General features: G+C 41.3%; 13 protein-coding genes and 1 pseudogene. 8 read left to right on the top strand and 6 right to left on the bottom strand.

The annotated features are described in order from the left end of the window. Positions 1–240 precede the first annotated feature (240 nt). The gene (locus tag MSBRW_RS15795; RefSeq protein ID WP_048102749.1) at positions 241–429 is read right to left on the bottom strand and encodes a hypothetical protein; all 189 of its coding nucleotides are present in this window, start codon (positions 427–429) and stop codon (positions 241–243) included. 667 nt (positions 430–1,096) lie between these two features. Here MSBRW_RS15795 and MSBRW_RS15790 point away from each other — a divergent pair. Both MSBRW_RS15790 and MSBRW_RS15785 read left to right on the top strand, forming a co-directional pair. Continuing rightward, complete coding sequence (locus MSBRW_RS15790) at positions 1,097–2,215, top strand: AAA family ATPase (protein WP_011306774.1); 1,119 nt, start codon at positions 1,097–1,099, stop codon at positions 2,213–2,215. Positions 2,216–2,530: 315 nt separating this feature from the next. Then, entirely contained in the window at positions 2,531–2,791 is a 261-nt protein-coding gene (locus MSBRW_RS15785; protein WP_011306775.1) for a hypothetical protein, read from the top strand. A 407-nt stretch (positions 2,792–3,198) separates the two neighbouring features. Here MSBRW_RS15785 and rnz read toward each other — a convergent pair whose 3' ends face one another. Then, positions 3,199–4,116, bottom strand: coding sequence for a ribonuclease Z (gene rnz, locus MSBRW_RS15780; RefSeq protein ID WP_011306776.1), 918 nt, complete (start codon positions 4,114–4,116; stop codon positions 3,199–3,201). A 151-nt stretch (positions 4,117–4,267) separates the two neighbouring features. Further along, entirely contained in the window at positions 4,268–6,151 is a 1,884-nt protein-coding gene (locus MSBRW_RS15775) for an alpha-amylase family glycosyl hydrolase (protein ID WP_155398333.1), read from the bottom strand. A 337-nt stretch (positions 6,152–6,488) separates the two neighbouring features. On the opposite strand from MSBRW_RS15775, the gene cobA reads away from it, so the two are divergent. The 3 genes from cobA (at position 6,489) to MSBRW_RS22615 (ending at position 8,810) form a co-directional block, all read left to right on the top strand. Then, positions 6,489–7,256 carry a uroporphyrinogen-III C-methyltransferase gene (gene cobA / locus MSBRW_RS15770; protein ID WP_011306778.1) on the top strand — a complete coding sequence of 256 codons (768 nt, stop codon included), beginning with the start codon at positions 6,489–6,491 and terminating at the stop codon, positions 7,254–7,256. A gap of 40 nt (positions 7,257–7,296) precedes the next feature. Beyond that, a complete protein-coding gene (locus tag MSBRW_RS15765; RefSeq protein WP_011306779.1) occupies positions 7,297–8,088 on the top strand; it encodes a uroporphyrinogen-III synthase in 792 nt (263 codons plus the stop codon). A gap of 572 nt (positions 8,089–8,660) precedes the next feature. Continuing rightward, positions 8,661–8,810 (top strand): hypothetical protein, encoded by a 150-nt coding sequence (locus MSBRW_RS22615; protein WP_155398332.1) that lies wholly within the window; start codon positions 8,661–8,663, stop codon positions 8,808–8,810. 288 nt (positions 8,811–9,098) lie between these two features. On the opposite strand, the gene MSBRW_RS22605 is transcribed toward MSBRW_RS22615, so the two are convergent. Further along, positions 9,099–9,242 carry a hypothetical protein gene (locus MSBRW_RS22605; RefSeq protein WP_155398330.1) on the bottom strand — a complete coding sequence of 48 codons (144 nt, stop codon included), beginning with the start codon at positions 9,240–9,242 and terminating at the stop codon, positions 9,099–9,101. Beyond that, entirely contained in the window at positions 9,239–9,412 is a 174-nt protein-coding gene (locus tag MSBRW_RS22600; protein ID WP_155398329.1) for a hypothetical protein, read from the bottom strand. Before MSBRW_RS22600 ends, MSBRW_RS22605 begins: the two co-directional genes overlap by 4 nt. Before the next feature lie 519 nt (positions 9,413–9,931). Here MSBRW_RS22600 and ahbC point away from each other — a divergent pair. Then, positions 9,932–11,131 carry a 12,18-didecarboxysiroheme deacetylase gene (ahbC, locus tag MSBRW_RS15760; RefSeq protein ID WP_011306780.1) on the top strand — a complete coding sequence of 400 codons (1,200 nt, stop codon included), beginning with the start codon at positions 9,932–9,934 and terminating at the stop codon, positions 11,129–11,131. A gap of 545 nt (positions 11,132–11,676) precedes the next feature. Here ahbC and MSBRW_RS15755 read toward each other — a convergent pair. Beyond that, positions 11,677–15,663, bottom strand: coding sequence for an outer membrane protein assembly factor BamB family protein (locus MSBRW_RS15755; RefSeq protein ID WP_011306781.1), 3,987 nt, complete (start codon positions 15,661–15,663; stop codon positions 11,677–11,679). Between the two features lie 1,284 nt (positions 15,664–16,947). Here MSBRW_RS15755 and MSBRW_RS22595 point away from each other — a divergent pair. Then, positions 16,948–17,049 (top strand): annotated as a pseudogene (locus MSBRW_RS22595) (IS481 family transposase); the annotation flags it as partial. A 599-nt stretch (positions 17,050–17,648) separates the two neighbouring features. Further along, a complete protein-coding gene (locus MSBRW_RS15750; RefSeq protein WP_011306782.1) occupies positions 17,649–23,990 on the top strand; it encodes a cobaltochelatase subunit CobN in 6,342 nt (2,113 codons plus the stop codon). The last annotated feature ends 196 nt before the right edge of the window (positions 23,991–24,186 follow it).

The raw sequence follows: 24,186 nt of genomic DNA, 5'->3' as shown, positions 1-24,186 counted from the left end.
GAAAATCTGATGAAATAACTTAATACCTCCAAAATTGAGACTGAAGACTCATGGGTAATCGTCAAAAAAGACACCTGATGAAAATTAGGACTTACAAAAAGGAAACGGTTAGTAAAGAGTTACTAAATTAAAGGAATATAATAACATCAGCTGATGAATAGGGATATATCAAGCAGAATAAAATAAAAAAAGAATTTATCTGAAGGATTTAAGTAGCGGTTAAATCCTTCAGATAAATTATCAAAGTTTGAGAGAGGGCCTGAATACCTCTGAACAATATTTGTCGAAAATTTGGTCTTCAACCTGTTCGAATAACTTTTTGTAATTTTTCGATTTAGAATCGTACTTGCTCATAGTTTTCTTGACTTCAGCATTCATCTTATCAAGAGTTTTCTGGTCGAAACCTTCCGTGTTCTCCATAGTAAACATAAAAATCATACTCTGAAACTACCTTATTTAGGCACTACATTTTTAAGTCGTTAGCTGCTGTATTACCGACATTAATATTGCTGTACAATTTAAGTTTTAATACGTATATATTTAATACATAAATATATTAGTCAGGTAATCTACTCATCATCATTGATAGATTTTCAAACAGTTTGAAAATACGTTTCATTCAATAATTATAAGTTTTATATTATTTACCTAATATATTAGCTTTCTCTTTTAGATCAGACCTTCGTGTGTACTATAAGAAATGCAACCTCAAAATTCTAATATTAGAATCTTTAGAAAGCTTGTTATATGTTATATTACACAACCGTTAATTCAAACATATCTCAAATAACAAGTAACCTATTTGGCTACTCATATAAATATTTTACACTTATATGATGTCCCACAGGACTTATACATTGTTACATTAAATATCTGAATATAACGATTATCTGAATCCCTGAAATGAAACCTGGCAGATAGTTACCCCATAAACAGCTTAAAGACATGGTTTTTAGAAGATCTTTCTCAGCTTCAAGAAAAAGATGAGCCTTTCGCAGTCGAATATTTTTTCCTGGTTTATGGGGTTAATTTTATTAGCTCTTCGGAGTACTATAATAGTATAGAGGCATAGAAAAGTATTCGAGTTGATATCAAAGTGCGACCAGTCTCACAAAGAGTGAACGCAAAAAAGACTCATGAAAATAATACCGAGTTTGGGAGATCTACCTCTGAGCTTCTTATCCTGAAGCCTGAAGGTTATCCATTAAGCGGCATGATGGACGAATATCCCGTTATTGAAAATCGGGATGTTTTTGAATTCTATGCCCGGGAACAGTGGAATGGATATGTTGCTCGTAAGGGAGATTATCTCTTTGATCGGCGGATGTTCCCGGATTTTGCTTACCGTATCATAGATGTGGAACCTGCAGAATCCATAATAGGAAGTTCAACCTCAATTATTGTAACTGAAGAGGAAAATGGGCTTCCTTCCTCGGCAGAAATAAAGAGTAGCGTTAAATTTGAAGACGTAATCGGGCAGGAACTTGCAAAGCAAAAGTGCAGGCTGATTGAACGCTTCCTTGAAGAGCCCGAACGCTTTGGGAAATGGGCGCCAAGAAATATCCTTTTCTTCGGGCCTTCAGGCACCGGAAAGACCATGCTTGCAAAGGCTCTTGCAAACAAAACCGACGTTCTCATCATTCCTGTTAAAGCTACACAGCTTATAGGAGAATATGTGGGAGAAGGGGCTCGCCAGATTCATCAGCTCTATGACCGAGCAGAAGAGATGGCTCCCTGTATAATCTTTATTGACGAGCTCGATGCCATAGCCCTGGATCGAAAATTCCAGGAGTTGAGAGGAGATGTAAGCGAAATTGTAAACGCTCTTCTGACCGAAATGGATGGCATAGTGGAACGTGATGGGGTATGTACTATCTGCTCCACCAACAGGATTTATTCTCTGGACTCAGCTATAAGAAGCAGGTTCGAAGAAGAAATTGAGTTCATTCTTCCTAGAGAAGAAGAAATCGTCGAGATATTCGAGTCAAATGTAAAGACTTTCCCTTTGCAGGTAGAGGACTGTAACTTCCGGGCACTTGCAAAGAAAGCAAATGGACTTTCTGGCAGAGACCTTGTTGAAAAGGTTTTAAAAACTGCTCTTCACCAGGCAATTATAGAAGACCGTGAAATAGTAACAAATCAGGATTTTGAAAATGCGCTTGCAAAACTTGGCAGGAAAGATTCATCTCAGGGGCCTTCTGAGCTTTACGTTTGATACGGAGAGGTACATTACTGCTAAACTATGAAATTTTAAGGTACTTTAAAATAAGTACCTACATTTTGATTGCTAACTTTAAGAACTAATTTTTAGCGTATGGTGCTTTTTAGATTATCAATGCTTTATCTAACTCAGCATAATAATTTTACTTGCTTTGATGTAATGCTTTTACCTGCTTCAGTCTAACGTTTTTACATACTTCTCTTCTTTGCCTGGAACAGGAATAATTTTATGTATAAAAATCGTATTTTCTAACAGGAACGAGTCTAAAACTCTTAATCAGATATAAAATAAAAATTAAAAGGGATCCCCATGAATGAGATACGTGAAGTCGACCGGTTTGAGTGTAAAGTTGTAAATGTAATTCAAAACCTTATGTGGAAAGGTATAACAATAGAAGAAAATTCCACAAAAGGCAGAGTATACTTCGGAAGAGTGAATGGTGAACTCAATATTAGTCCTGGAGACGCTCTTTATTTAGGTATCAAGCCTATCTATGAAGTCGAAGACAAAACCATGCAGGTCACACTGTACGATGCTGAAAACAAAAAACTGGATTGGACTCTCGTCTGAATTATTCTAATTCTTTTGCAATGCAGATTATATCTGCTATAACCTCTTTTCGCTAAAATGTCCGGGTACAAAAATTTGGGAACTCCATAGTCTTTCTCTAAAGACTTAGAGTTTTTTTGGAAAACGCTTCAAATATTATATTCTATTCATATTACCCGCATTCCGCAGATGTACATATATGTAGAAGTTGTTTGCCTAATTGTCCAAGTTAATCACTCAAAGAATGGGATAATTTTTAATCAACCACCATATTGAGATAATTGATGGCATTCTTGTTTACATCTGCGGAAAGTGGGATATTACTAACTTATGTCACTTTAATTTATGTCACTCTCATAGAATACATAGAATAACCTGTACCTTAGTTGTTACAGCTCTAATTTTTTGAATAAAAAAAGAGTTAAGCCTTATTTCGACCTGTACGGGACTTCAATTTCCATCAGATCTTCAGCTATAATTACGTTTTCAAACACTTTTTTTGAATCTATCAAGAGAGGTTCAGCATCATCAGTATATCGGGAGCTTATATGGGTAAGGATCAGCCTCCTGACTCCTGCCTCCTTTGCGAGGGCTGCCACTTCCCCTGCTGTCGAATGTTTTGACTCTTCAGCCCAATCTGCCATCTCATCCGCAAAACTTCCATCATGTATCAGCACATCTGCATCCCGGCTTGCCTTGAGAATGGGTTCACAGGGCCTGGTATCTCCACTGTATACAACAGTCCGCCCTGGCCTTAAGGCTCCCATTACATCTTCCGGTTTTACGAGCTTTCCATTGACTTCTACCGTTTTTCCTTTTTGTAATTTTGAAAATAGAGGGCCTGGAGGAATCCCCAGTTCAATTGCCTTTTCTCTGTTGAAACGCCCTGGGCGAGGATTTTCTATAAGGGCGTATCCGAGGCTTGATATGCTGTGTTCGGTTTTTAAAGCTCGGATCACATATTCTTTTCTTTCAACAACATCTCCGGGTTTCAACTGGATACCCTGGACTTCGTAGTTGAGGTTGAAGTAACCAAGAGCTTTAAAAAGCTCAGTAAATTCCCTGGTTCCCTCAGGGCCATAAATCAGAAGGGGTTCTTTCCTTCCCATGAAAGACATGGTCTGGATCAGGCCAGGAATTCCCAGAAAATGGTCCGCATGGAAATGACTGACAAAAATAGAGGACAGGTTCATCATCCCTGTCTTTGCCCTCATCATCTGCTGCTGGGTTCCTTCTCCACAGTCGAACAGGATAAGCTCTCCTTCCCGATTAACCATTACTGCAGATGGGTTTCTGTTGCGGGTTGGAAGAGAACCTCCAGTACCAAGAAAAGTTATACGAAGCATGTTGAACTCACTAGTACTCAAATGTTGAATTCACTAGTACTCAAGAGGTATTTATTAATTACCACTTAATGTATCCGAGAAACCCATCGTGAATTTAAATTGTTTATATTGAATATCCATCTTCAAAAAGATTTTTGTGTCTGCATATGTATCAAACTGCCAATGTCCAGATTTTTCCATAGTTGCTGGGAATGTTAAGCTGGATGTTCTTTCCCGCAGAAATTCCCTTTAAATTATCCTGACCATGAAGTTCTTCTTGGTAATTACCATCAGATGGAAACTTGAAATAAACTACCTGATCCTGGGCTCCGAAGTTCAATGCAACCAGGCTGAAAACTTCTTTGCAAGTCCGGGAAAACATCATGATATTTCGAGACTGATACAAGGTATAATCATTGTAGAAGTAATGCTCTCCTCTGGTAAACTGAGGGTTATTCTTGCGAAGCTTAACCAGTTTCCTGACGAGTTGAACCAGCGACCGACCTTCAGAAGTATAAAAGTATTCCCAGCGCACAGGTCTGTACAAAAGCACTCTTCCCCATCCTTCTTGAGGAAGCCAGTAGTTTTCCCCAAACTCCTGCCCCTGCCATAACATTGGAATGCCCTTTGCTGTAAACATGCCTATCAGATAAGGTTGTACCTTATACCAGAAGGCACGATCGCCTTCCTTCAAAAGTTCATTATCACGGGCAACTGTTCCAAAGTTACAGATAAACCGGGAATGATCATGGTTTTCCAGATATTGTAGAGCAGTTTTTGTAATCTTATCTCCATTGTTCTGAACTCCTGTCTGATAACCTGAGAGCCCGAAGAGGGAACCAAGCTCGGTCAATTTTTCACAATTTCCATATATCCCTCTGGCCGTATTCAGTGTTCTATTTTGCCAGGTACAGTTACTATAGGTTTTATTCAGAATTTCTACGGGTTTTTGAAGCTGCTCAGCACACTGGATTAGGTTTACAGACTCTCCTTCAAAAAATCGCTGCCAGTGATCGGAAGAGCCTTTTTTTGCTTTAACCAACTGGTATGTATCCCGTACAAGTTTGGTGTAGCCATTTTCCGAATCCTCCAGCCAGTACCCGGGTACGTAGTCGTATCTAAAACCGTCTATATGATAACTGTCAAGCCAGTGATTGTTGACTGTCAAAAAGAAGTTGCGGGTAAATTTGTAAGTGAAATCTGTACTTATTCCAAAAGCATTTTCAGCGAAAGGGCCCATGAAGGGATTTTTATCCAGAGGATATCCAAGTTCGTTGTAAACATAGTAGTATGGAAAGAGATGGCTTGTATGTGCATAAACCGAATCTACTATGACCGCGATATCTTTCTGGTGAGCTTTATCGATCAATTCTTGCATATCTTTTCGATTTCCGAAACGCTCATCCACCCCGAAATACCCGATCGGTGCAAATCCCCAGTCCACTCTTTTCTCAATGTTTGAAAGAGGCATCAGTTCTATACAATTAATTCCAAGGTCTGCGAGGTAATCCAGATGGTCAATTGTCCCTTTGATATCATCCGCAAACTCGTTGACCATGAGTTCATAGAGGACAATATCATTTATGAAAGGGGTTTTCCATTCCAGTTCATTTTTGTCCCACGTATATTGTTCGTACCCGAGGGTGAAAGCAGATAATTTTCCAACCCCGAATTCCCTGGCAAAAGGATCGATAATCCAGTCAATAAGCTCTGGATTTTTTGGATTTTTAAGGCAGTATCGGTAAACATATTTTCCAGGAATTCCCCATGCAGAAAATGGTTTTAGCTTATCTTTAGCCTCAATATTTATCGTTGCAGACCAGTAATCCCCGTAATCTGGGTCCACTGAATGTTCCATTTCAAAGTCCATTGGAAGGATATCCTGAAGGAACTGGTCCTTTTCATGAATAACCCTCACAAAGAGTTCATATTCTCCCTCTTCCGAAATACCTGGTAAAAAAAGCCCGAAATTTATTTTTCCGGAAGTCTGTTCATCTTCCCAGGCCCCAAGCTTATGGAGCGGCAGAAGTTCAAGTTCATTTGGCAAATTTTCCACTCCTTGATTATGTTAAAAACTATGGCTTATATTTTGGAATTAAAGTGCACATTTGAGTACATACACATTAGTGCATAATATCTAAAAAATAATTAAGACTACTATAATAAAAATATAAATATATAATTAAGAATAAGACTCCATATAACTTGTGAAACAATATTTCGGAAAAATCCTCCTGATAATGTCTCCAAACTTCAGATTCCAGCAAATGGCAAGTGCGAAGCAATTGTATTATTTTTAGCTTAATTTTCAGGATATTATATATTCTAAAAACTCGTTAACCTTCTCCAGATTACACATTTCTATCCAAAAATCATAAAGGAACCGTCGTCACATGTCAGGAAATTACGGAAAAGTCTATCTTGTGGGTTCTGGTCCAGGCGACCCTGAGCTCCTTACCCTGAAAGCCCGCCGGCTAATTGACAGTGCTGAAGTAATTGTTTATGACCAGCTTCCTGGAAAAGCTATTCTGGACTCAATGCCGGCAAGTGCGGAAAAAATTAATGTTGGAAAATACGCCGGCAGCCATACCATGACCCAGGCTGAGATTAATGAAGTGCTTGTGCAGAAAGCAAAAGAAGGAAAGATGGTAGTCAGGCTTAAAGGAGGAGATCCCTATGTCTTCGGAAGAGGCGGAGAAGAAGCCGAGGTACTCGTAGCCGAAGAAATTGAGTTTGAAGTTGTGCCTGGGATTACTTCTGCAATAGCAGTGCCTGCTTATGCCGGAATTCCGGTAACCCACAGGGAAAGCACTTCAATGGTCACTTTCATAACAGGGCATGAAGACCCTACAAAGGAAGAGAGTGGACTTGACTGGGAAACCCTGGCAAAATTCGGAGGAACAATTGTAATCCTTATGGGCGTGAAAATGCTCGGCCGGAATGCAGAAGAGCTAATGAAGCACGGCAAAGCCCCGGACACTCCTGTTGCAGTCATTGAGAGAGGAACCAGGGCCGACCAGAGAGTAACTGTAGGGACCCTTGCAAATATCGCAAGCCTGGCAGAAGAACGAAAAGTAAAGGCTCCAGCTATTACGGTTGTAGGGGATGTTGTACACCTGCACGATATTCTCGGGGAACAGCGGACAGGAGTTGACTTTTAACTCGGCATGGAAAAACTGGGATATAACAGGAGAAAAAAATATGGCAGAAGAAAAAAGGCCTGTTCTCGCAATTATGAGGCCGGAAAGCTACAGGGAAAAATCAGAGGCTCTTGCGCAAGATTATGGTTTTGAGCCTTTATACGTTCCTATGATTCGGCTTGAAGGCATAAAAGATGAAGGTTTTGAGCCCTTTATCCGAAGAGTCCTTACAGGATCTTCGGATTATGTTGTTTTTACCAGTGCAAACGGAATAAGTTTTACTCTGGACAAGCTCTCTGAAACTGAAAAGAAGGATTTCATTACAGCGCTTAAAAAAATCAAGGTAATTGCCATCGGGCCTAATACGGAAAAGGAACTCATAAAGATAGGAATTGACAACTCATTTTTGCCGGGAGATTATAGCTCCAAAGGAATTGTAGAAGCTCTCTGCCCCGAGGTGGCAGGAAAGACGGTAGACCTTGCCAGGAGTGCTTTTGGGGCTAAGGTCTTAATAGAAGGGCTTGAAAAGTGTGGAGCTACGGTTTATGAGACTCACGTGTACACTCTCAGCATTCCTGAAGGAACGATCCAGAAAGATTTGATAGAGCGCACGCTCGCAGGGGAAGTGGATGCTTTTGCTTTTACAAGTTCGATGATGGTTAAAGGCTTTATGAAACATGCAAAAGGGCTGGGAGCAGAGGAAACCATAAAAGAATCTCTCAGCAGGGCTGTGGTAGGAGCTATAGGAACGCCTACAGGAAATACCCTGAACAAATATGGTGTCAATGCGAACGTAATCCCTGAAGAGTTTACTTTCGAAGCTCTGATAAAGGCTATGAAAAAAGAGCTATGAAAAGTCAGCTTAAAAGTAACCTGAAGAACTGTTTTAAAAGTATGACTTAAATCGTTTTGAGAACCACGCTATATGGGAATGAGTTCATAACACCGGGCTCTTCTCATAAAACCGGTTCGATATACCAACACTTAAAAGCCCATGAGGTCTTTTGTCGTACCAATGTACGAATGTCTGGACTGATTCAAATAAGCCTTTGATACATGTCAAATTTGCTTCTTATAATCCAGGAGTCTCTTTTTTGCAGGTAAGGTGGCGGCATATCTCTGCGGTTGTTATCATTAAGCCGTACCGAAGGGGAAAATTATATACTTTTCACATTAAGGAAAAAGTTATGAGACAGTCTAAAATAATGGCTTTAGAATAATGCCTTCCATCCGTATATTTTAAGTTGAATTCGGCCCTTTATCTTCCCTTTAAGTAATTCTGAAATCCGTTATGAAATGGATGAAAAAAATAGTCATAGACGAATTAAATCAAATATAATATTATGGACAAAGTATATAACTTTAGAAAGTTATTCACTTTAAAGAAAAAATATAATTGAAATGTGATGTATTGGAGGAAAAGCAATGGAACAGATGCCAGTAAGATGTGGAGAATGCGAAATGTACAGTAGATCCTACGGATTTTGCCTGAGGATAATGGAATATGTTTCTCCAGGTGAAACGAAATTCAGATGCCTGAAAAATAAAACTGTCTCGGAACAGGATGCTTCTTAACACTTCAAAATAAGTTTTTGTAAGTTCGTAGTCTTTTTTAAACCTCGACTTTCTTTCAAACGTATGTTTCTCTTTCAAACGTATGTTTCTCTTTCAAATTTTCCTTCGAAATACACGCTTTTGATGACTCCGATGAGAAAACTCTGCTTTTCCGGAAGCATTGCTAATACGGAAAAAGAGATTTTCAAAGTCATTTCTGCATCAATTTCTATCTGTAATGTCATCTCATAATGAAGATTTTGTCAAAATATGATGATCCCGTAACGAAGATTTTGTCAAACTGTGATGTCATCTCGTAATGAAGATTTTGTCGAACCGGGAACCTGTATCGTACCCTATATCGTATCCAGCGATCAGCCTCAACGTCCCGGCTAACGGCCTGCTTGAACTTGAAGATGCCGTCGATAACTCTATACTACCATCATCACTCATCGTTTTATCCTTCTCAGGATCGCCTCTGGAATCCAGAATGTCATCCCAGTTGAAGCAATAGCAATCGAAATCATGGATACTATCATGGGATGGGGAACTCTACTCGCCTGGACTTTCAGGTCTTCGATCCCGAAAGAGAACTCAAATCCTTGAGATGTCGACCACGACACCGATGTTTTTGATTATGCCTGTTCAACAACGGTATACCGTTCATGAGGTGAAACCATGAACTATCAAGTTAACTGGCGAAAAGGAAAACGGATTGAATACTTTGGTGACAGCAGGATGGTAACAACTTCTGACAACCCAACAATGCAGGCCTTCCGGATTGATTGCCTACTTTGAAAGAGACGGAGAGCCGGGTATGATACTTATAGGGTCGACGGAACAGTTAGATATCTCAAATATATATCAAATTCGAAGAGGTTTTATGCCATTGGCAAATAGATAATTTTAAAAATCGAAAATATGTAATCGAGAATATTTTTCTTGGTTGACTTCCGGATATTCGGCTTTTCTGGTCATATCCGCAAGTCCTGGCATTTGGACCTTAGTTTTATAATCGTGAATGTCATATACTCACCCTGTCTCTACAAATACAAAACAATCAGAAAGCTAAGTTAAAGTAGACAACAATCTCGAATTGTTTACTGATTTCTGTAAAACAATCTCAATTTTGACGGATCGACATGATAGGCATTTCAAAACTTTACTGTGGAACCGTGGAACCCTCAGATGCCCTTCGCTATGGAAGGGACTCAAAAAAGCTTCCCTCTCACTTGCTGCAGTTTTCAAAAGATAAAAAACCAGTTGTAGTCTGGAACATGACTCGCCGCTGCAACCTGAAATGTGTCCATTGTTATGCCCAGGCAAAGGACATAGAATTTGAAAACGAGCTTTCGACTGAAGAAGGCAAAGCTCTTATCGATGACCTTGCGAGTTTCGGAAGTCCGGTAATCCTTTTTTCCGGAGGGGAACCAACTATGAGAAAAGACCTGCCTGAGCTCGCAGCCTACGCGCGTGAAAAAGGAATGAGGGCCGTGATTTCTACAAACGGGACGCTCATAGACCGGGAGATGGCAAAAAAGCTAAAGGAAGTCGGTCTCTCTTATGTAGGAGTTTCTCTTGATGGGATAAGGGAAACGAATGACAAATTCAGGGGCATGAAGGGGGCATTCGATGCAGCTCTAAGAGGGCTTCACAATTGCCAGGAAGAAGGCATAAAGGTTGGCTTGCGTTTTACCATCAACAAGCAAAATGTAAGGGATATTCCTGCAATCTTTGACCTGCTTGAAGAAGAAAAAATTCCTAGAATCTGTTTCTATCATCTGGTTTATGCAGGTCGGGGCTCAAAAATGGTAAACGAAGACCTTTCACTTGAGGAATCCAGGCAGGCTGTAGACCTGATACTCGAGAGGACAAGAAAACTTCATGAAAAAGGTTTTCCTGCCGAAGTCCTGACAGTGGACAACCATTGTGACGGCCCTTACCTGTACATGAAGCTCCTCAAAGAGAATCCTGAAAGGGCTGCTGAGGTATTTGAACTTCTTTCCATGAACCAGGGAAATTCTTCAGGGATAGGTATAGGCTGCGTATCCTGGGACGGCGCGGTACATGCCGACCAGTTCTGGAGGCATTACTCCTTTGGAAATGTGCGGGAACGCCCATTCAGTGAAATCTGGACTGACCTGAGTGATGAACTTATGGCTGGGCTTAAAAACCGAAAACCCCTGATAAAAGCTCACGCAGATCGTTGTGCCCGGTGCAAATGGCTCGATGTTTGCAATGGGAATTTCAGGGTACGGGCCGAAGCTGTATATGGGAATGTCTGGGCAGATGACCCTGCATGTTATCTTACAAAAGAAGAAATTGGGTATTATGAAGCCTGAAATTTCAGGCTTTATTTAATTCCGTTTTATCCAATTTCTATTATTTCTTAACTTTCCAACCAACTATTTTTTAGATTTTCTTCTGTAAGCTTGTTACCGCTGGCTTTTTTCCTTAGAGTTTTTCCTTCGAGTTATAACTTTATCCTACATTCCGCAGTATTTTTTTGAAAATCAATATTTTTCATGATAGCGTTTTTGGAACAGAGTAAGTAATTTGGATTTTTAATGGTATTTGGTGAAAATTGAATGATATCGTTTCTGGTCTCTAAATATACTACATAGGTGCTTTTGTCTGCTGCGTAAAAGTCCAATAAATCCACATTTAATTAAAAACCGATAACGTGAAAAAATATAAATTTACAAAAATTTACTGCGGAAAGTGGGAAACAAAGCGCATCTGTTTTTATTTAACTGTCAAATCAGGTTACAAATAAAAATCTTTGGCTAATCATTATTAGCCCATTGGTTAACAATGTTCCTCTTGGCTTTTTTAGTATAAACCATGAACTTTATATTTTTTAAAAAAATAAGGAAAGTCAGCCTTATTAGACTGCTTCCGCCCAGAAGGTTATCTCTCCTTTTTTAGTTCCAGATTCTGCATAGTCAGAAGAAACCTGGAGAGATACAGCCGCATTTTCCTGGGTGTTCTTTCCTATTACCTTCAAGTATTTATTCCAGAGCTGGGAGTCCAGTAGCAGTCCCTGGCTGAAAAGACTATCTCCGGTAGAATCGGATACTTTAGTTGTAACATTTACGTCGCAACTTCCTGTGTTTTTGATAATGAGATTCTGAGACTCACTGGTTTTTCCAGGAGACAGTTCCCCAAAATCGAGGGCTGAAGGGGAGACCTCAATGGAAACTACTGGAGCAATCTTGACAGTGAGGCAAACTGTAGAGGAAGAGCCATTGCCTTGGGATGAAGAGTTGTTGTCCTGACTCCCGGAGGACTCCGTAACTGTAATATAATCCTCCAGAACATTGTTTGTCTCGTCCGATTCGGTTACCAAATTTTCCGCATCTGCGTTTACAGCAATAATGTAATCTCCAGACTCAATCGGTGTCCATGAAAAACTGACTACTTCGCTGCTACCTGATGCAAGGCCTGATACAGACTGCGTATCTACAACCGTACCGTTTACGGAAAGAGTTACATTAAAGGCTCCCGCATTACCCACACCGGTGTTATTGATGGTGGCACCGATATTACATAGGTTATTTGCAGTAATTTTGGATGGAGGGTTGAGGGCAGAAACTACAAGATCTGGCTGGTCCTTTTGAGCAGACGATTCGGCTACCGTGATGTACCCAGTTTTTACCTCAGAATCGCTTCCCTCCTCGTTGGAAACCGTAAGGTTAACAGTGTAGGTACCAGTTGCATTGTAAGTATAGATAGGATTCTGCTCTGTGCTGTCGATAGTTCCATCGTTGTCAAAATCCCAGTCCCAGGAAGTTATGCCTTCTCCAGTGGACTCATCAGTGAAGCTTACAGTCAGGGGAGCTTTTCCTGTACTCATATTCGAGCTGAATTTTGCTTCGAGGAGAGATCCTTGAGTTTCCTTGAAAGCGTATATTTTTCCGCTTCCAATGCTGAAGACCATTCCATCGGCAATTGCCGGGGAGCAACCGCAACCCTCGTAACTCCAGACCTGTGAGCCTGTTTCAGCATCAAATGCGTAGAGTGTTGAAGAGCCAGTAAAGAGTCCGGAAGCAGCCCCGCCAGTAAATACTTTTCCATCCGCAACAGCTACAGAACAGGCCCAGTCTCCGATATTGTCGGAAGCGTTTGTTTCCCATAGGCTCTGCCCATCGGAAGCATCAAGGCAATATGTCTTTAGTTCACTGTATCCTGAAGTTCCTGTCGACAAATATACTTTCCCGTCTAATACTGTTGGTGTCGAATCTGAAGGAGATACATCTGACCTTCCCCAGAGAACACTTCCGTCTGTCAGGTCAAGCTTGTAAATTCCGTCCGAGGTACCAAAACCGAATACAGTAACGTACAGCCCCTCATCAGTAATTGTTACGGAGCCGCATGGGCCGTTTTCAAACCCGTCATTTTTCCAGATCATTTCTCCTGTTTCGGCATTTACACAGTAGACTGCGTTTGTGGAACTCCAGCACGTCAGGTACACTTTTCCGTCTTTGTAAGCAGGAGTGCCCTGTGCATAGGCTCCGTCTACTTTGAAAGTCCACAGGAGCCCTCCGTTACTTTCGTCAAGGCAGTAGTAATTTCCTCCGTCCCAGTCACTTACAAAGACTTTTCCATCTCCAATTGAAGGTCCACCGTCGCAGGAAGCAAGGTCTGTTGGGTTATGGAAAGTCCAGATGACTTCTCCGGTTGAAGCGTTTATGCAGTATGTCTGTTTGCCTGCAGATGCGAAAACTTTTCCTGAATCATATGCAGGAGAAGACCATGAACCCCATTCAGGAGCTTCGATCGTCACATTCCATACTTCTTGTCCCGTATTCTCGTCAAAAGCCACAAGCTGTCCGTATGAAGTTAGAGGGTTGCCATATTCGTCAGTTGGTCCGTTGCAGAGGCCGAATACTTTTCCTTCAGCAATAGCCACGCTTGAACTCGGAACAAGGGAATACGTATCATTAAGAGGTTCGGCAGTCCAGGCAAGGTTAGCGCTGTCCGGAGCAGTGGAGCTTGTATACCCGCTGTGCTGGGCATCCTTGTGGAACTGGTACCAGCTATCCTCAGAGGTTACCGGCTGTTCCTGTTCCTCCTCAGTGACTTTGATCATGTCCTGGATTTCCTTGGCATCGCTGTCATTTCCATTGCTGACGGTCAGTTTGACAGTGTAACTGCCTGTGTCATTGTAAATATGGCTAGGATTCTGCTCCTTGCTATCGACCGTTCCATCGTTGTCAAAGTCCCATGCCCAGGATGTCGGAGCACCTGTAGATTTGTCTGTGAAATCAACAGTCAGAGGAGCAGTTCCACTAGTTACATCAGCAGTGAAAGCAGCAACCAGTTCGGTAGATGTAGATGATTCTGATACAGTGATATAATTAGTCTTTACCTCGGAATCACTTCCTTCTGCATTTGCAACCGTAAGGCTTACGGTGTAGTTACCGACCGCATTATAGGTATTTGAGGGGTTCTGCTCCTTGCTGTCGACCGTTCCATCGTTGTCAAAGTCCCATGCCCAGGATGTCGGAGCACCTGTAGATTTGTCTGTGAACTGAACTTCAAGAGGTGAGTTTCCGGAAAGCGGGGATCCGCTGAAACTAGCACTCGGTGCCGTGGACGCTTGCGAATCTTTAGTAGTTAACCCAAAAACGTATTTTTTATCCGCTCCAAAATATATCCAGCCGTCCGATATTGCAACTCCCTGAAGAGAATACTGTGTCTTTTTTGCATCTTTGTAACTCCATACAAGTTCCGGGCTTGTGGAACCTGCTAAGTCCTTTAGGCAGTACACACCGCCTGTAGCGTTGTTTACTGTGAAGTATATATATACCTCCCCGTCCCCGTCATCATAGTAGGTTGAGAGTGCTGGGGAAGACTGGACTACATCTGCTGGATAATTCCAGATCACACCACTCAGGTCGGAGTCAAGGCAGTAAACTCCTTTTCCTGCACTGTACATTTGAGCACCTGTACCTATGTAGATTCTTCCTTTATAGTAGGTAGGTGTGGTGGTGGAGTACCAAACTTTTTCGCTGTGTTTATCGTTGGTATTAAATGTTCCGTCTGCTGGGTTAAACCCAATAGCGAAACAATATCCTCCTGTGGACGTGAAGTAGATCCTTTTTAATTCTTCAACGTATAGTACTGATGATCTGATTTTCCCACATGTTACCCCGAACTCTTCAGAAACATCTATTTCGGAGATGTCAGCTCCTGTGTCCTTATTTACGGAAATAATGTGTCCATCATCGTCTCCATAAACGAGGTTGTTCCCGATTACCGCAGCTCCTGCCCAGTAGTAAGATCCCTGAGTGCTTGTCTGAGTGGTAGATGTTCTGCTCCATACTTCGTTGCCTTCTTCGTCATAGCAGTAATATTTGTGCCCGCCCATTGCTTCTCCGAAATATATTTTGCCTTCAGAATAAGTAATCGGGGTGTCAAGCTGCTTACCGCTGCCTACAGTCTTATTCCATTTCAAGGTTCCTGTTTTCGCATCAAAAGCAAAAATCTTTCCATCAGAGGTAGGCACAAAGATTATTCCGTTTCCAACTGCCGCACTTCCGATAGTGAAGCCAGCACTTCCACTTGTACTCTGTTCCCAAGCAAGTGAGCCTGTGGTCCTGTCAAACGCATATATGTGGTTGTTACCCGCCAAAACATACATCATTTCCCCTGCCACTAGAGGAGCCGAATCGATGTTCCCTCCAAGGCTATAATTCCAGGAAAGCAAGTAGTTTGTTGGGTCAGTTATGGGTGCCCTGTCCGTAGTTACACCTGCATTATATACATCTTTCTGGAACTGTGTCCAGTCTGAACCCAGTGCTGGCATAGTAGCCGTCACCAGGAACAATAATAAACAACTAATAAATATTTTTAATGTGTTTTTATTCATATTTTCATTTCTCCTACTTTTTTCATAGGGTTCAGCCTGCCTGCGCGGAAATCCCAATATCTCAAGTTCAACGGTATTGTAGAGCTAATCATCAAAGATTCAATGATTCCAAATAATCGCAATCGTTTTTATACAATATTTTGAGGTTGACTCGACAGTATTGATGATTGGGCAACTGTTTATTTTTGCTTTAAAAGTTTTCGGATCTTTTAAAGTGAGAAAGGCGACCGATTAGGTTCTTGATTTTTTTATATTTAATTTCTTCTTTCGATGTTCTACTTTTTTATTTTTTTCTTCTCATTATCTTGAATTTTTACTGATTCCTTAATTATTAATTATATTATTTTTATACATCAAAATCAAGAAATCCTAAATGGTAATATGAAACAAACCAATAATGTCATCTTTCTGGCAAGATGCTCATTAGTTAGATTTTTTTACCGGAGAGTACACCAAATTTCCTTTTTAGTAAGAGAATTTGGGTACAGAGCCGTATCAGGTGAAAAAAGTACTTTCATTTTTTCATCTGTTAGAACCTCCTTTGTTTTCATAGGGTCGACGGTTGCTCCGTGCGAAAGAACCACTGCTACATTAAAGTGGTAAGGATTAGGTTTCTAACTTTCTCAATATGCTTAGAACAACCATTTTTTAAGGCTTTGCAGATGAGGCTGCAAGATATTTTATTGTTACCGAAACTTTCTTCCTGCAGTCTCAGAGCTGGAATATTAATTCTTTCTTGATGTTCTGGGGTTTGGAGAGAATATACTTCTTTCCAATTACTGTTACAGCTTCTTACAGATAAAAATATTTGGCTAATAATTTTTATCCTTTTGGATAATAACTTCCGACTTGATTATGATATGTAACTATTCAGGTACCTTATAATGAGTCAACTAACACTTATTTTGGCCATAAGGATATATCTAAGCTTATCCCATAACTCAAAACTATTTCTACGAATATGGAAGTAAGAATCATCAATGAGTTTCTGATCACAGAAAACAGTTCTTAAATTCTTATCAGTTTTGATTATAAAGCTGGTTTTGGAATGAGCTCTCTAAAGGCATTCACAGCAAAATTAAAAACGATGCCATTTGGCATTAGTTTACAAAATAGACTGAAATTCATTGGTCATCGGTTAAGGATTTCTTTCCTTCCACTGTTACTCTTTTTGAGCCCAATTCTTTCATTTTTTATTCAAGCCATTTATCTCTAAACTTTTTTCTGTTTACATGTGGATTCAATGCTTGGCTTTCATTATATACTCATTATCGTTTCAAAAGTTCTTTGAAACTTGAACAATTAGAATCATCACAAGATGCATTCTGGAGTAGACTACCAATTGAGGCAAAATTCAGAATCGGAATAAGATTATTTGGGTTGTGAGAAAATGGACAAAAGGAAAAAAGTTTCAAAGCGAAATTATTTCAGGATAAAACAGCCATTTTCTACTCCAAAATATGATAAGGGAAAATGGAACAACTATTTTTTTCTGTGGTTGAAAATCCATTAAATTTGAAGAGGATACCTTTATCGTGGTTCATGAGATGTAAAGTTTTTCTGTGAAAACTGTAACTGTGTTACTTAAACAACTAACATTTGTAATCTAAAAACTGCTTTTTTTATATTTTCTTTTCGTAATATTAGCATGAGTCAATAGTTTTTAAGGAGCCGGTTGACGATACTGCTTTCTAAAATTTGGACTTGTGGCCTAAGTTCCGACTGTGGACTTATCCAGGCATAATAAAGTCAGGTGACAGTGTGCTTAAAGTTGGAGAGATTATTTACCTATTATTTTTGTTCCTGTCTCTGTAAGATCTCGATAGGTTTCCAGCTTTATCTTTTGAAATCTGGTGTGCTGGATTCTTCACGTAACACGGTTCATAAAACTTAGTACGATTGAAAATGGAAATGTAATAAGGAAGTGTCTATATTCTGATATCTTTCTTTTGGGATGCTCGAGGTTCTCTAACACAGGGGATAATATGAATAAAATGAAACGTGGTTTATTACTTCTAGCTTCATTACTTGTTTTTTTGCTTGTACCAGCTGTTTCAGCTGCAGAAAATCAGGTAAATGTAATGTATCTGGGTTATGGAGAAAACTACGCCCTCCAAAAAGCCAGTACTACTAATGAGTACAGTGAATACATAAATTTTACCAATATCAATGTGTACGGATCATCCTATGAGGCTAGCTCTTCACTATTGAATGCAGCCGAAAGTGGGCTTATAGAAAAACAGGATGTAATACTCTGTGATATGCTTTATAGTCCCATATATGATAGTGTAGAAGACTCATTTAAAAGAGCCCATGATAACGGAACCGTTTTTGTGGATATCCGGTCTGAAAATGAGCCCAAATTTTTTGATTATGTATACAGAGACTCGCGAAAAAACCCTGTTCGCTACTATTATGACCGAATGGGAGGCAGTGGAATAGGCCTTGATTATGCAGAAAAATTGCTTATCTGCCTTGCAAAGGAGTATGCAAACCGGTCGGATATCACCGCTGAATGGAACGTAAGCCTCATTAGTCAGGCGGACTGGGCAAAAATAAAAATCCTTTATCTGGGGCACAACGGTTGTCCTGCTCTGGAACTGGCAAACCAAACAAATCATTATAGTGATGATATCAAATTCCAGGTCCTTGAAGCTTACAACGAAGCAGGAGACGGACCTAGTGACGATTTGAAAACTGCAGCTGCGAGTGGGCTTCTGGAAGATCAGGATATCCTGATCTGTGATAATCTTTCCAGTTCAATTTACAATTACGATTCAAACCTGTTTTCTGATATCTGTAATGCCGGAGTTTATATTGTAAATATTCAGCCTCAGGGTCAGTCATTGACCTGGAAAAATTTTTTTAATTATGTGTATGCTTATGAAACCAACGAAACAACTTCCGGGGAGTTTGGGGGACCTGTAGACTATGATACCGCAATAGGCTATTACTATGACAATATGGGCACCGATACAGAAGAAGAAAAAAAGAATGCAGAAAACCTGTTAATCTATCTTTCCATAGAATATGGCTTCCGCCCCATATTAACAGAGGACTGGACTCTTGAAGACCTTGACAAAATAAAAATTATGTACTTGGGTCCGGAGCCAAACGATGCCCTTGAGCTGGCAGCCAGCAACAGCCGCTACAGCAGTCAGATTGAGTTTACCAACATCAAGGCATACGACAGTAACGGAGACCCCAGTGACGAACTGATGGAAGCAGTAGAAAGCGGACAGGTCGAAGAACAGAACCTTATATTCTGTGACCGTTTTTCATCTTCAATATATGAAGCCCTGAATGATAGTTTCTGGCAAGCACATACAAAGGGGACAGTTTTTGCAAGCTTCAATTCCTCAGGTACCCCTTCTTATTTTGACTATGCCTCCGATGGCTTTACAGACGATCCTATTTGCAATTTCTATCGCTACATGGGCACCGATGGGAAGGTCAGACAGAAAAATGCAGAATACCTGCTACACTATCTTGCGGAAAACTACGCCAACCGTCCAGAGATAACAAATAACTGGGAGCTTGTTCGTGTAATGTACCTGGGCTACGGGGCAAACTCTGCTCTTGAACTTGCAGGTCAGTCAAACCCTTATAGTTCTAATATCGAACTTTTGAACCTTAATGCATATAATAACAGTTCAAACTCAGGTGATGAAGCAGTAGTTGCCGGAAAATCCGGGCTTATGGAAATGCAGGACGTTATTGTATGTAATATGTTAAGCAGTGATATCTATGAAGCCCTGGGGGAATATTTTGAAAAAGCACATACAAACGGGACGACAATCATAGACATCAATTCATTTGACCCGCCTTCCCTTGCTCCTGAATATGTGGATTATGCTTACAATGGTTCGGAGAATACTACCTTTTGCAGTTATTTCCTCAATATGAGTGCAGAAACCGATGAGGGAATAGAAAACGCCGAGAACCTCATGATCTATCTTTCCAAAATATACAGCAATAAACAGAACTTTACAGGAGACTGGTCATATATTGAAAGTTCCGGCAGCAGCATCCCTATGGTGGGGATCTATTATCCAGGCTCTGACAATGAATCATTTTATTTTGAGGACACACCAACATACCTTGCCTGGTACAAACGTGGTTCTGAAAGCTACAGGAGCTATGACCCCAACAAGCCCACTATAGGGATCTGGTTCCACAGGACAGACTTGCAAAACGGATATACCGGGGTTGTGGATGCCATAATCCGGAATCTTGAAGACAAGGACTGTAATGTGATTGCAGGTTTTGACACTTTCGATAACATCACGGAGTATTACTGTGATGAAAACGGGACTCCCCTGGTTCAGTGCATGATTTCCCTTAAATCTTTCAGGCTAAATTACAACAACCCCGAACAGGGAATTGAAGAACTTAAAAATCTCAATGTTTCGGTCCTGAGAGGCATAGTGGCTGAGGAATCTGAATATGTGGACGCTGCAGACAGCAGCCGTGGGATTCCCACTGATCAGGTCGTCCGCAAAACTATCAGCCCTGACCTGGACGGAATCTTCGAATATATTGTTGTTGGCAAAAGTGAAAAAAACAGTACTACCGGTTATTATGAATACGTCCCGATGCCTAATCAGGTTGACTGGATTACGAATCGCTCCATCAAATGGGCCGAACTCAAGCTAAAAAATAATTCAGAGAAGAACGTCGCTGTAATCTATTACAACTATCCGTCAGGCAAAGATAATGTCGCAACTGCAAGCTATCTTGACGGCGTAAAAAGTTTATGTAAGCTTCTTGAGGTTATGCAGGAGAACGGCTATGATATAGATTATGTTCCTGAAGATTCTGATGAACTTCTGGACCGTTTAATGCTCCAGGGCTACAACGCAGGGTCTTGGGCCGAAGGTATGCTCGATGACCTTGTGGTAAACAGGACGGACTGGGGTGTCGAGCTTGTTCCCATAGAGACTTATCACAAATGGTTCGAAACCCTTCCAGAAGAGCTTCAAACATCTGTAATCGAAAAATGGGGAGAGCCCTGGAACGAATCAGAAGATATAGCCTCTAGCCCCATGATATGGGAAAACAGCAGTGGAAGATATGTTGTACTCCCTGCTGTCAGGTGCGGAAGCGTATGGCTTATGGCTCAGCCCGCAAGAGGATTTTTCCAAGATGAAAAAGCTCTGTACCATAGCAGTGAGACGCCCCCCACCCATCAGTATATTGCTTTTTACATGTGGTTAAATAATGAGTTTAAACCTGATGCAATAATCCATATGGGAACCCATGGCACCCATGAATGGCTGCCGGGACAGTCTTGCGGGATGAACAGGACGAGCGAATGGTCCCCTATTTTGCTCGGAGACATTCCCAATATCTACCCATATATCGTGGCTAATGTGGGAGAAGGGCAGACTGCAGAATATCGTGGAAATGCCCTTATTATCGACCACCTTACTCCTACTATGGAAAGAGCAGGAGCATACGCGGAACTGGAAAACCTCACACGGCTCATGCAGGAATATTACGGGCTCGAGATGAACACACAGACCAAGGTTGCCTACCAGGCGGAGATTATTGAAGAAATGGAAAGCCTGTCCCTTGATGAAGAATTAGGGATCAACGCAACCGAACTGCTTGCCTATAATACCACAGAGTTTGATCTCTTCGTAAGGGACGTTCTGCACGAGTACATTGAAGATATCGAAGGAGATTCCATTGCTTACGGTCTGCACGTCCTATCCGAAGTCCCTTCCTGTAACAGCCTTGACCCACAGGAGGACGAACTTACTGATGTTGTCAGAGCCCTGCTGGGTAGCGACTTTGAGGTAAACTTGACAAATGCCTTTTATCAGGAGTACCCGGAAGGGATCCCTGAAAATGATACGAAGGTCAATAATCTGATCTGGGAAGTAATACGTAATGGAACGGACGTTCATGAAGCTCAGGAGATGGTCTATGGTCAGAGTGATCCCCTTATAAGTTCAGACCTTGAACAAGGACTCGGATATCTGGATTTGGTACTTGAGCCCGATGACTCGGAACTGTTCTCTCTTATCAAGCGAATCGTGGGAGAAGAACTCAAAGCTGATCTCAAAACCGATTTTTATTCAAATACCACTGAATACCCAGATGGAATCCCTGAAAACGATACAAAACCTGATGATCTTCTCTGGAAAGTGGTTTGTGAAAATGTAGACTCTGAAGAAGCCCAGAATCAGGTATATGGCTGGAACAATTCCTCGGTAACAGCAGATCTCGATTACGGGGCTGATTACAAAGACCAGATCCTTTATCCACACTGGGATGAACTGGTATACATGGTGCGTTCAATGCTCGGGAGCTCTTTTGAATCCCGGGTCGAAGCAGCTTTCTATTCGAATACCACGGAGTATCCGCTGGGTATTCCCCTGACCGACACCAAAGTTGACAGGATGATCAGGGAAGTTGTTGTCATGAATTCCACTCCCGAAGAAGCAGAGCTAGACATCTATGGAACCACAAACGACACTATAAGCGAGGACCTGCTTACCGGGCTTGAGTACAAACAGAGACTTCTGAATTCGAATGTGGAACTGGACCGTATTCTTTCTGCTCTTGACGGCTGCTATATTCCACCGGGACCAGGAAATGATCCTGTATCCAGAACGGATGCCGTACCCACCGGTCGAAACTTCTATGGAATAAACCCGGAGCTCTACCCATCGGAAGCTACCTGGAAGATGGGAAAACTCCTGGCTCAGGAGCTGCTTGCAGATTATTATGAGAAATATGGAGATTATCCGCACAAGGTCGCATTCTCCAGATTTGGGGTGGACTTCATTCAGGACCACGGGACCCTTGAAGCCGAAATTCTCTACCTGCTGGGAGTAAAGCCTGTCTGGGATGATAATGGTATAGTCCAGGGAGTGGAACTGATTCCGGAAGAAGAACTTTTGCCTAGCTACGATTCTTCAAATCCCGGAAGACCGCGGATAGACATTGTTTACGTAACTGCCGGGATGAGGGACGCTTTTCCGGATAAAATCGAAATGATTGATGATGCAGTAAAACTTGCAAACCTCGCCCCAGACGGTAACTATTCTAACTATGTAAATGAAAGCACACAGGTATTCTACGACAAACTATATGAAGAATACTTAAATGAGACCGGAAACGCTACGGCGGCTGCCGCCCTTGCAGAAAATCTTTCCACAATGCGCTGTTATGCTGTGAAAGACGGGACCTATGAACTCGGGGTATCCAATCTGGTAGAGGCCAGCGGAAACTGGGACAATGAGGAGGAGATTGCGGAACTTTACATGAACACCATGGGGTATGCTTACGGAAGCGAGATATGGGGTTACAAGAGTTCGGAGATCTTTGCTCAGAACCTTGCGGATGTGGACGCTAGCGTCCATTCCTCTACATCAAATCTCTACGATGCTTTTGATAATGATGATTTCTTCCAGTATTTTGGAGGTCTGAACTTGGCAGTCTATTATCTGACGGGAGAATATCCCGAGATGTATGTCTCGGACACAAGGGACGCGGATTCTGCTGAAATGGTTACCCTTCAAGAATATCTAAACAAGAACCTGCGCTCTACTTACTTTAACGACAAGTGGATCGAAGGTATGATGGGATCAGGGTACTCTGGTGCTTCCATGTTTTCTGAGTTTGTAGATAATGTCTGGGGCTGGGATGTGACCACTGACCTCATCAGCGACGATGTTTGGGAAAACATCTATGGGACATATATCGATGACCCTGAGATGCAGAAATGGTTTGATGACAACAGCCCTGCAACATTCCAATCTATCACTGGAAGGATGCTGGAAGCCGCCCGCAAAGGCTACTGGGATTGTGACTCAGAGACTCTTGAAAGTCTTGCAACAGCATATGAAAAATCAGTTGCAGAAAACGGGGCAACCTGCTGTCACCACACCTGCGGAAATGTTCTTCTCACCGAATTTGTGGAAGGTTTTGTTTCTGTACCCGGCTTCAGTCAAGCAATGGAAAAGGCCACAAAATCCAGTGAACTCGATGACAAAAATTTTACAACACCCAAGGAAGAGGAAAAGACATCCCATTCCAGCAGTAGTACGGGGAAAGCCGAGGTTGTTTCAGACTCAGGAAACCAGACGCAAGCAGAGATTTCAGATGGAGGATATGGCATGGACACAAGCAAGCCGGATGCACAGAAAACGGAGGACTCCAATTATGTGGAAGGATATGAGATGCAAAAAGAATCCACCAAGAACGAAAGTCCCTCTTCGGGAATATCTTTTTCAGGAGCCGATATCGTGGGAATCGTCTTTGTATTTGTAAGTGTCACTGCAATCTATCTTGGATTAAGGAAGAAGAAAATCTGACCTTAGACCGAAAGGTCAGATTCCATTTTTTTTCAGATTCATACTCCCATGATAGAAAAAAAGAGTATTTTTAGGCTTCTTGACAAGGATTTTTAGTTTATAGAATACTGATTCATACGTCTTTGGTTAAGTGAGGAATCGTGACAAATTACATCAATTTCCTCAACATTTGTCAAATATTTTAATAAATTACGAG

The sequence above is a fragment of the Methanosarcina barkeri str. Wiesmoor genome, from assembly GCF_000969985.1.
GTDB classification, from domain to species: domain Archaea; phylum Halobacteriota; class Methanosarcinia; order Methanosarcinales; family Methanosarcinaceae; genus Methanosarcina; species Methanosarcina barkeri_B.
The sequence above is the reverse complement of the archived record's forward strand: the minus strand, read 5'-3'. Positions and strand labels throughout refer to the sequence as shown.

Excerpts from the sequence above, each read along its gene's own strand:
- MSBRW_RS15795 (WP_048102749.1), bottom strand. The coding sequence starts at position 429 with ATGTTTACTATGGAGAACACGGAAGGTTTCGACCAGAAAACTCTTGAT.
- MSBRW_RS15785 (WP_011306775.1), top strand. The coding sequence starts at position 2,531 with ATGAATGAGATACGTGAAGTCGACCGGTTTGAGTGTAAAGTTGTAAAT.
- rnz (WP_011306776.1), bottom strand. The coding sequence starts at position 4,116 with ATGCTTCGTATAACTTTTCTTGGTACTGGAGGTTCTCTTCCAACCCGC.
- cobA (WP_011306778.1), top strand. The coding sequence starts at position 6,489 with ATGTCAGGAAATTACGGAAAAGTCTATCTTGTGGGTTCTGGTCCAGGC.
- MSBRW_RS15765 (WP_011306779.1), top strand. The coding sequence starts at position 7,297 with ATGGCAGAAGAAAAAAGGCCTGTTCTCGCAATTATGAGGCCGGAAAGC.
- MSBRW_RS22615 (WP_155398332.1), top strand. The coding sequence starts at position 8,661 with ATGGAACAGATGCCAGTAAGATGTGGAGAATGCGAAATGTACAGTAGA.
- MSBRW_RS22605 (WP_155398330.1), bottom strand. The coding sequence starts at position 9,242 with ATGAGTGATGATGGTAGTATAGAGTTATCGACGGCATCTTCAAGTTCA.
- ahbC (WP_011306780.1), top strand. The coding sequence starts at position 9,932 with ATGATAGGCATTTCAAAACTTTACTGTGGAACCGTGGAACCCTCAGAT.
- MSBRW_RS15755 (WP_011306781.1), bottom strand. The coding sequence starts at position 15,663 with ATGAATAAAAACACATTAAAAATATTTATTAGTTGTTTATTATTGTTC.
- MSBRW_RS15750 (WP_011306782.1), top strand. The coding sequence starts at position 17,649 with ATGAATAAAATGAAACGTGGTTTATTACTTCTAGCTTCATTACTTGTT.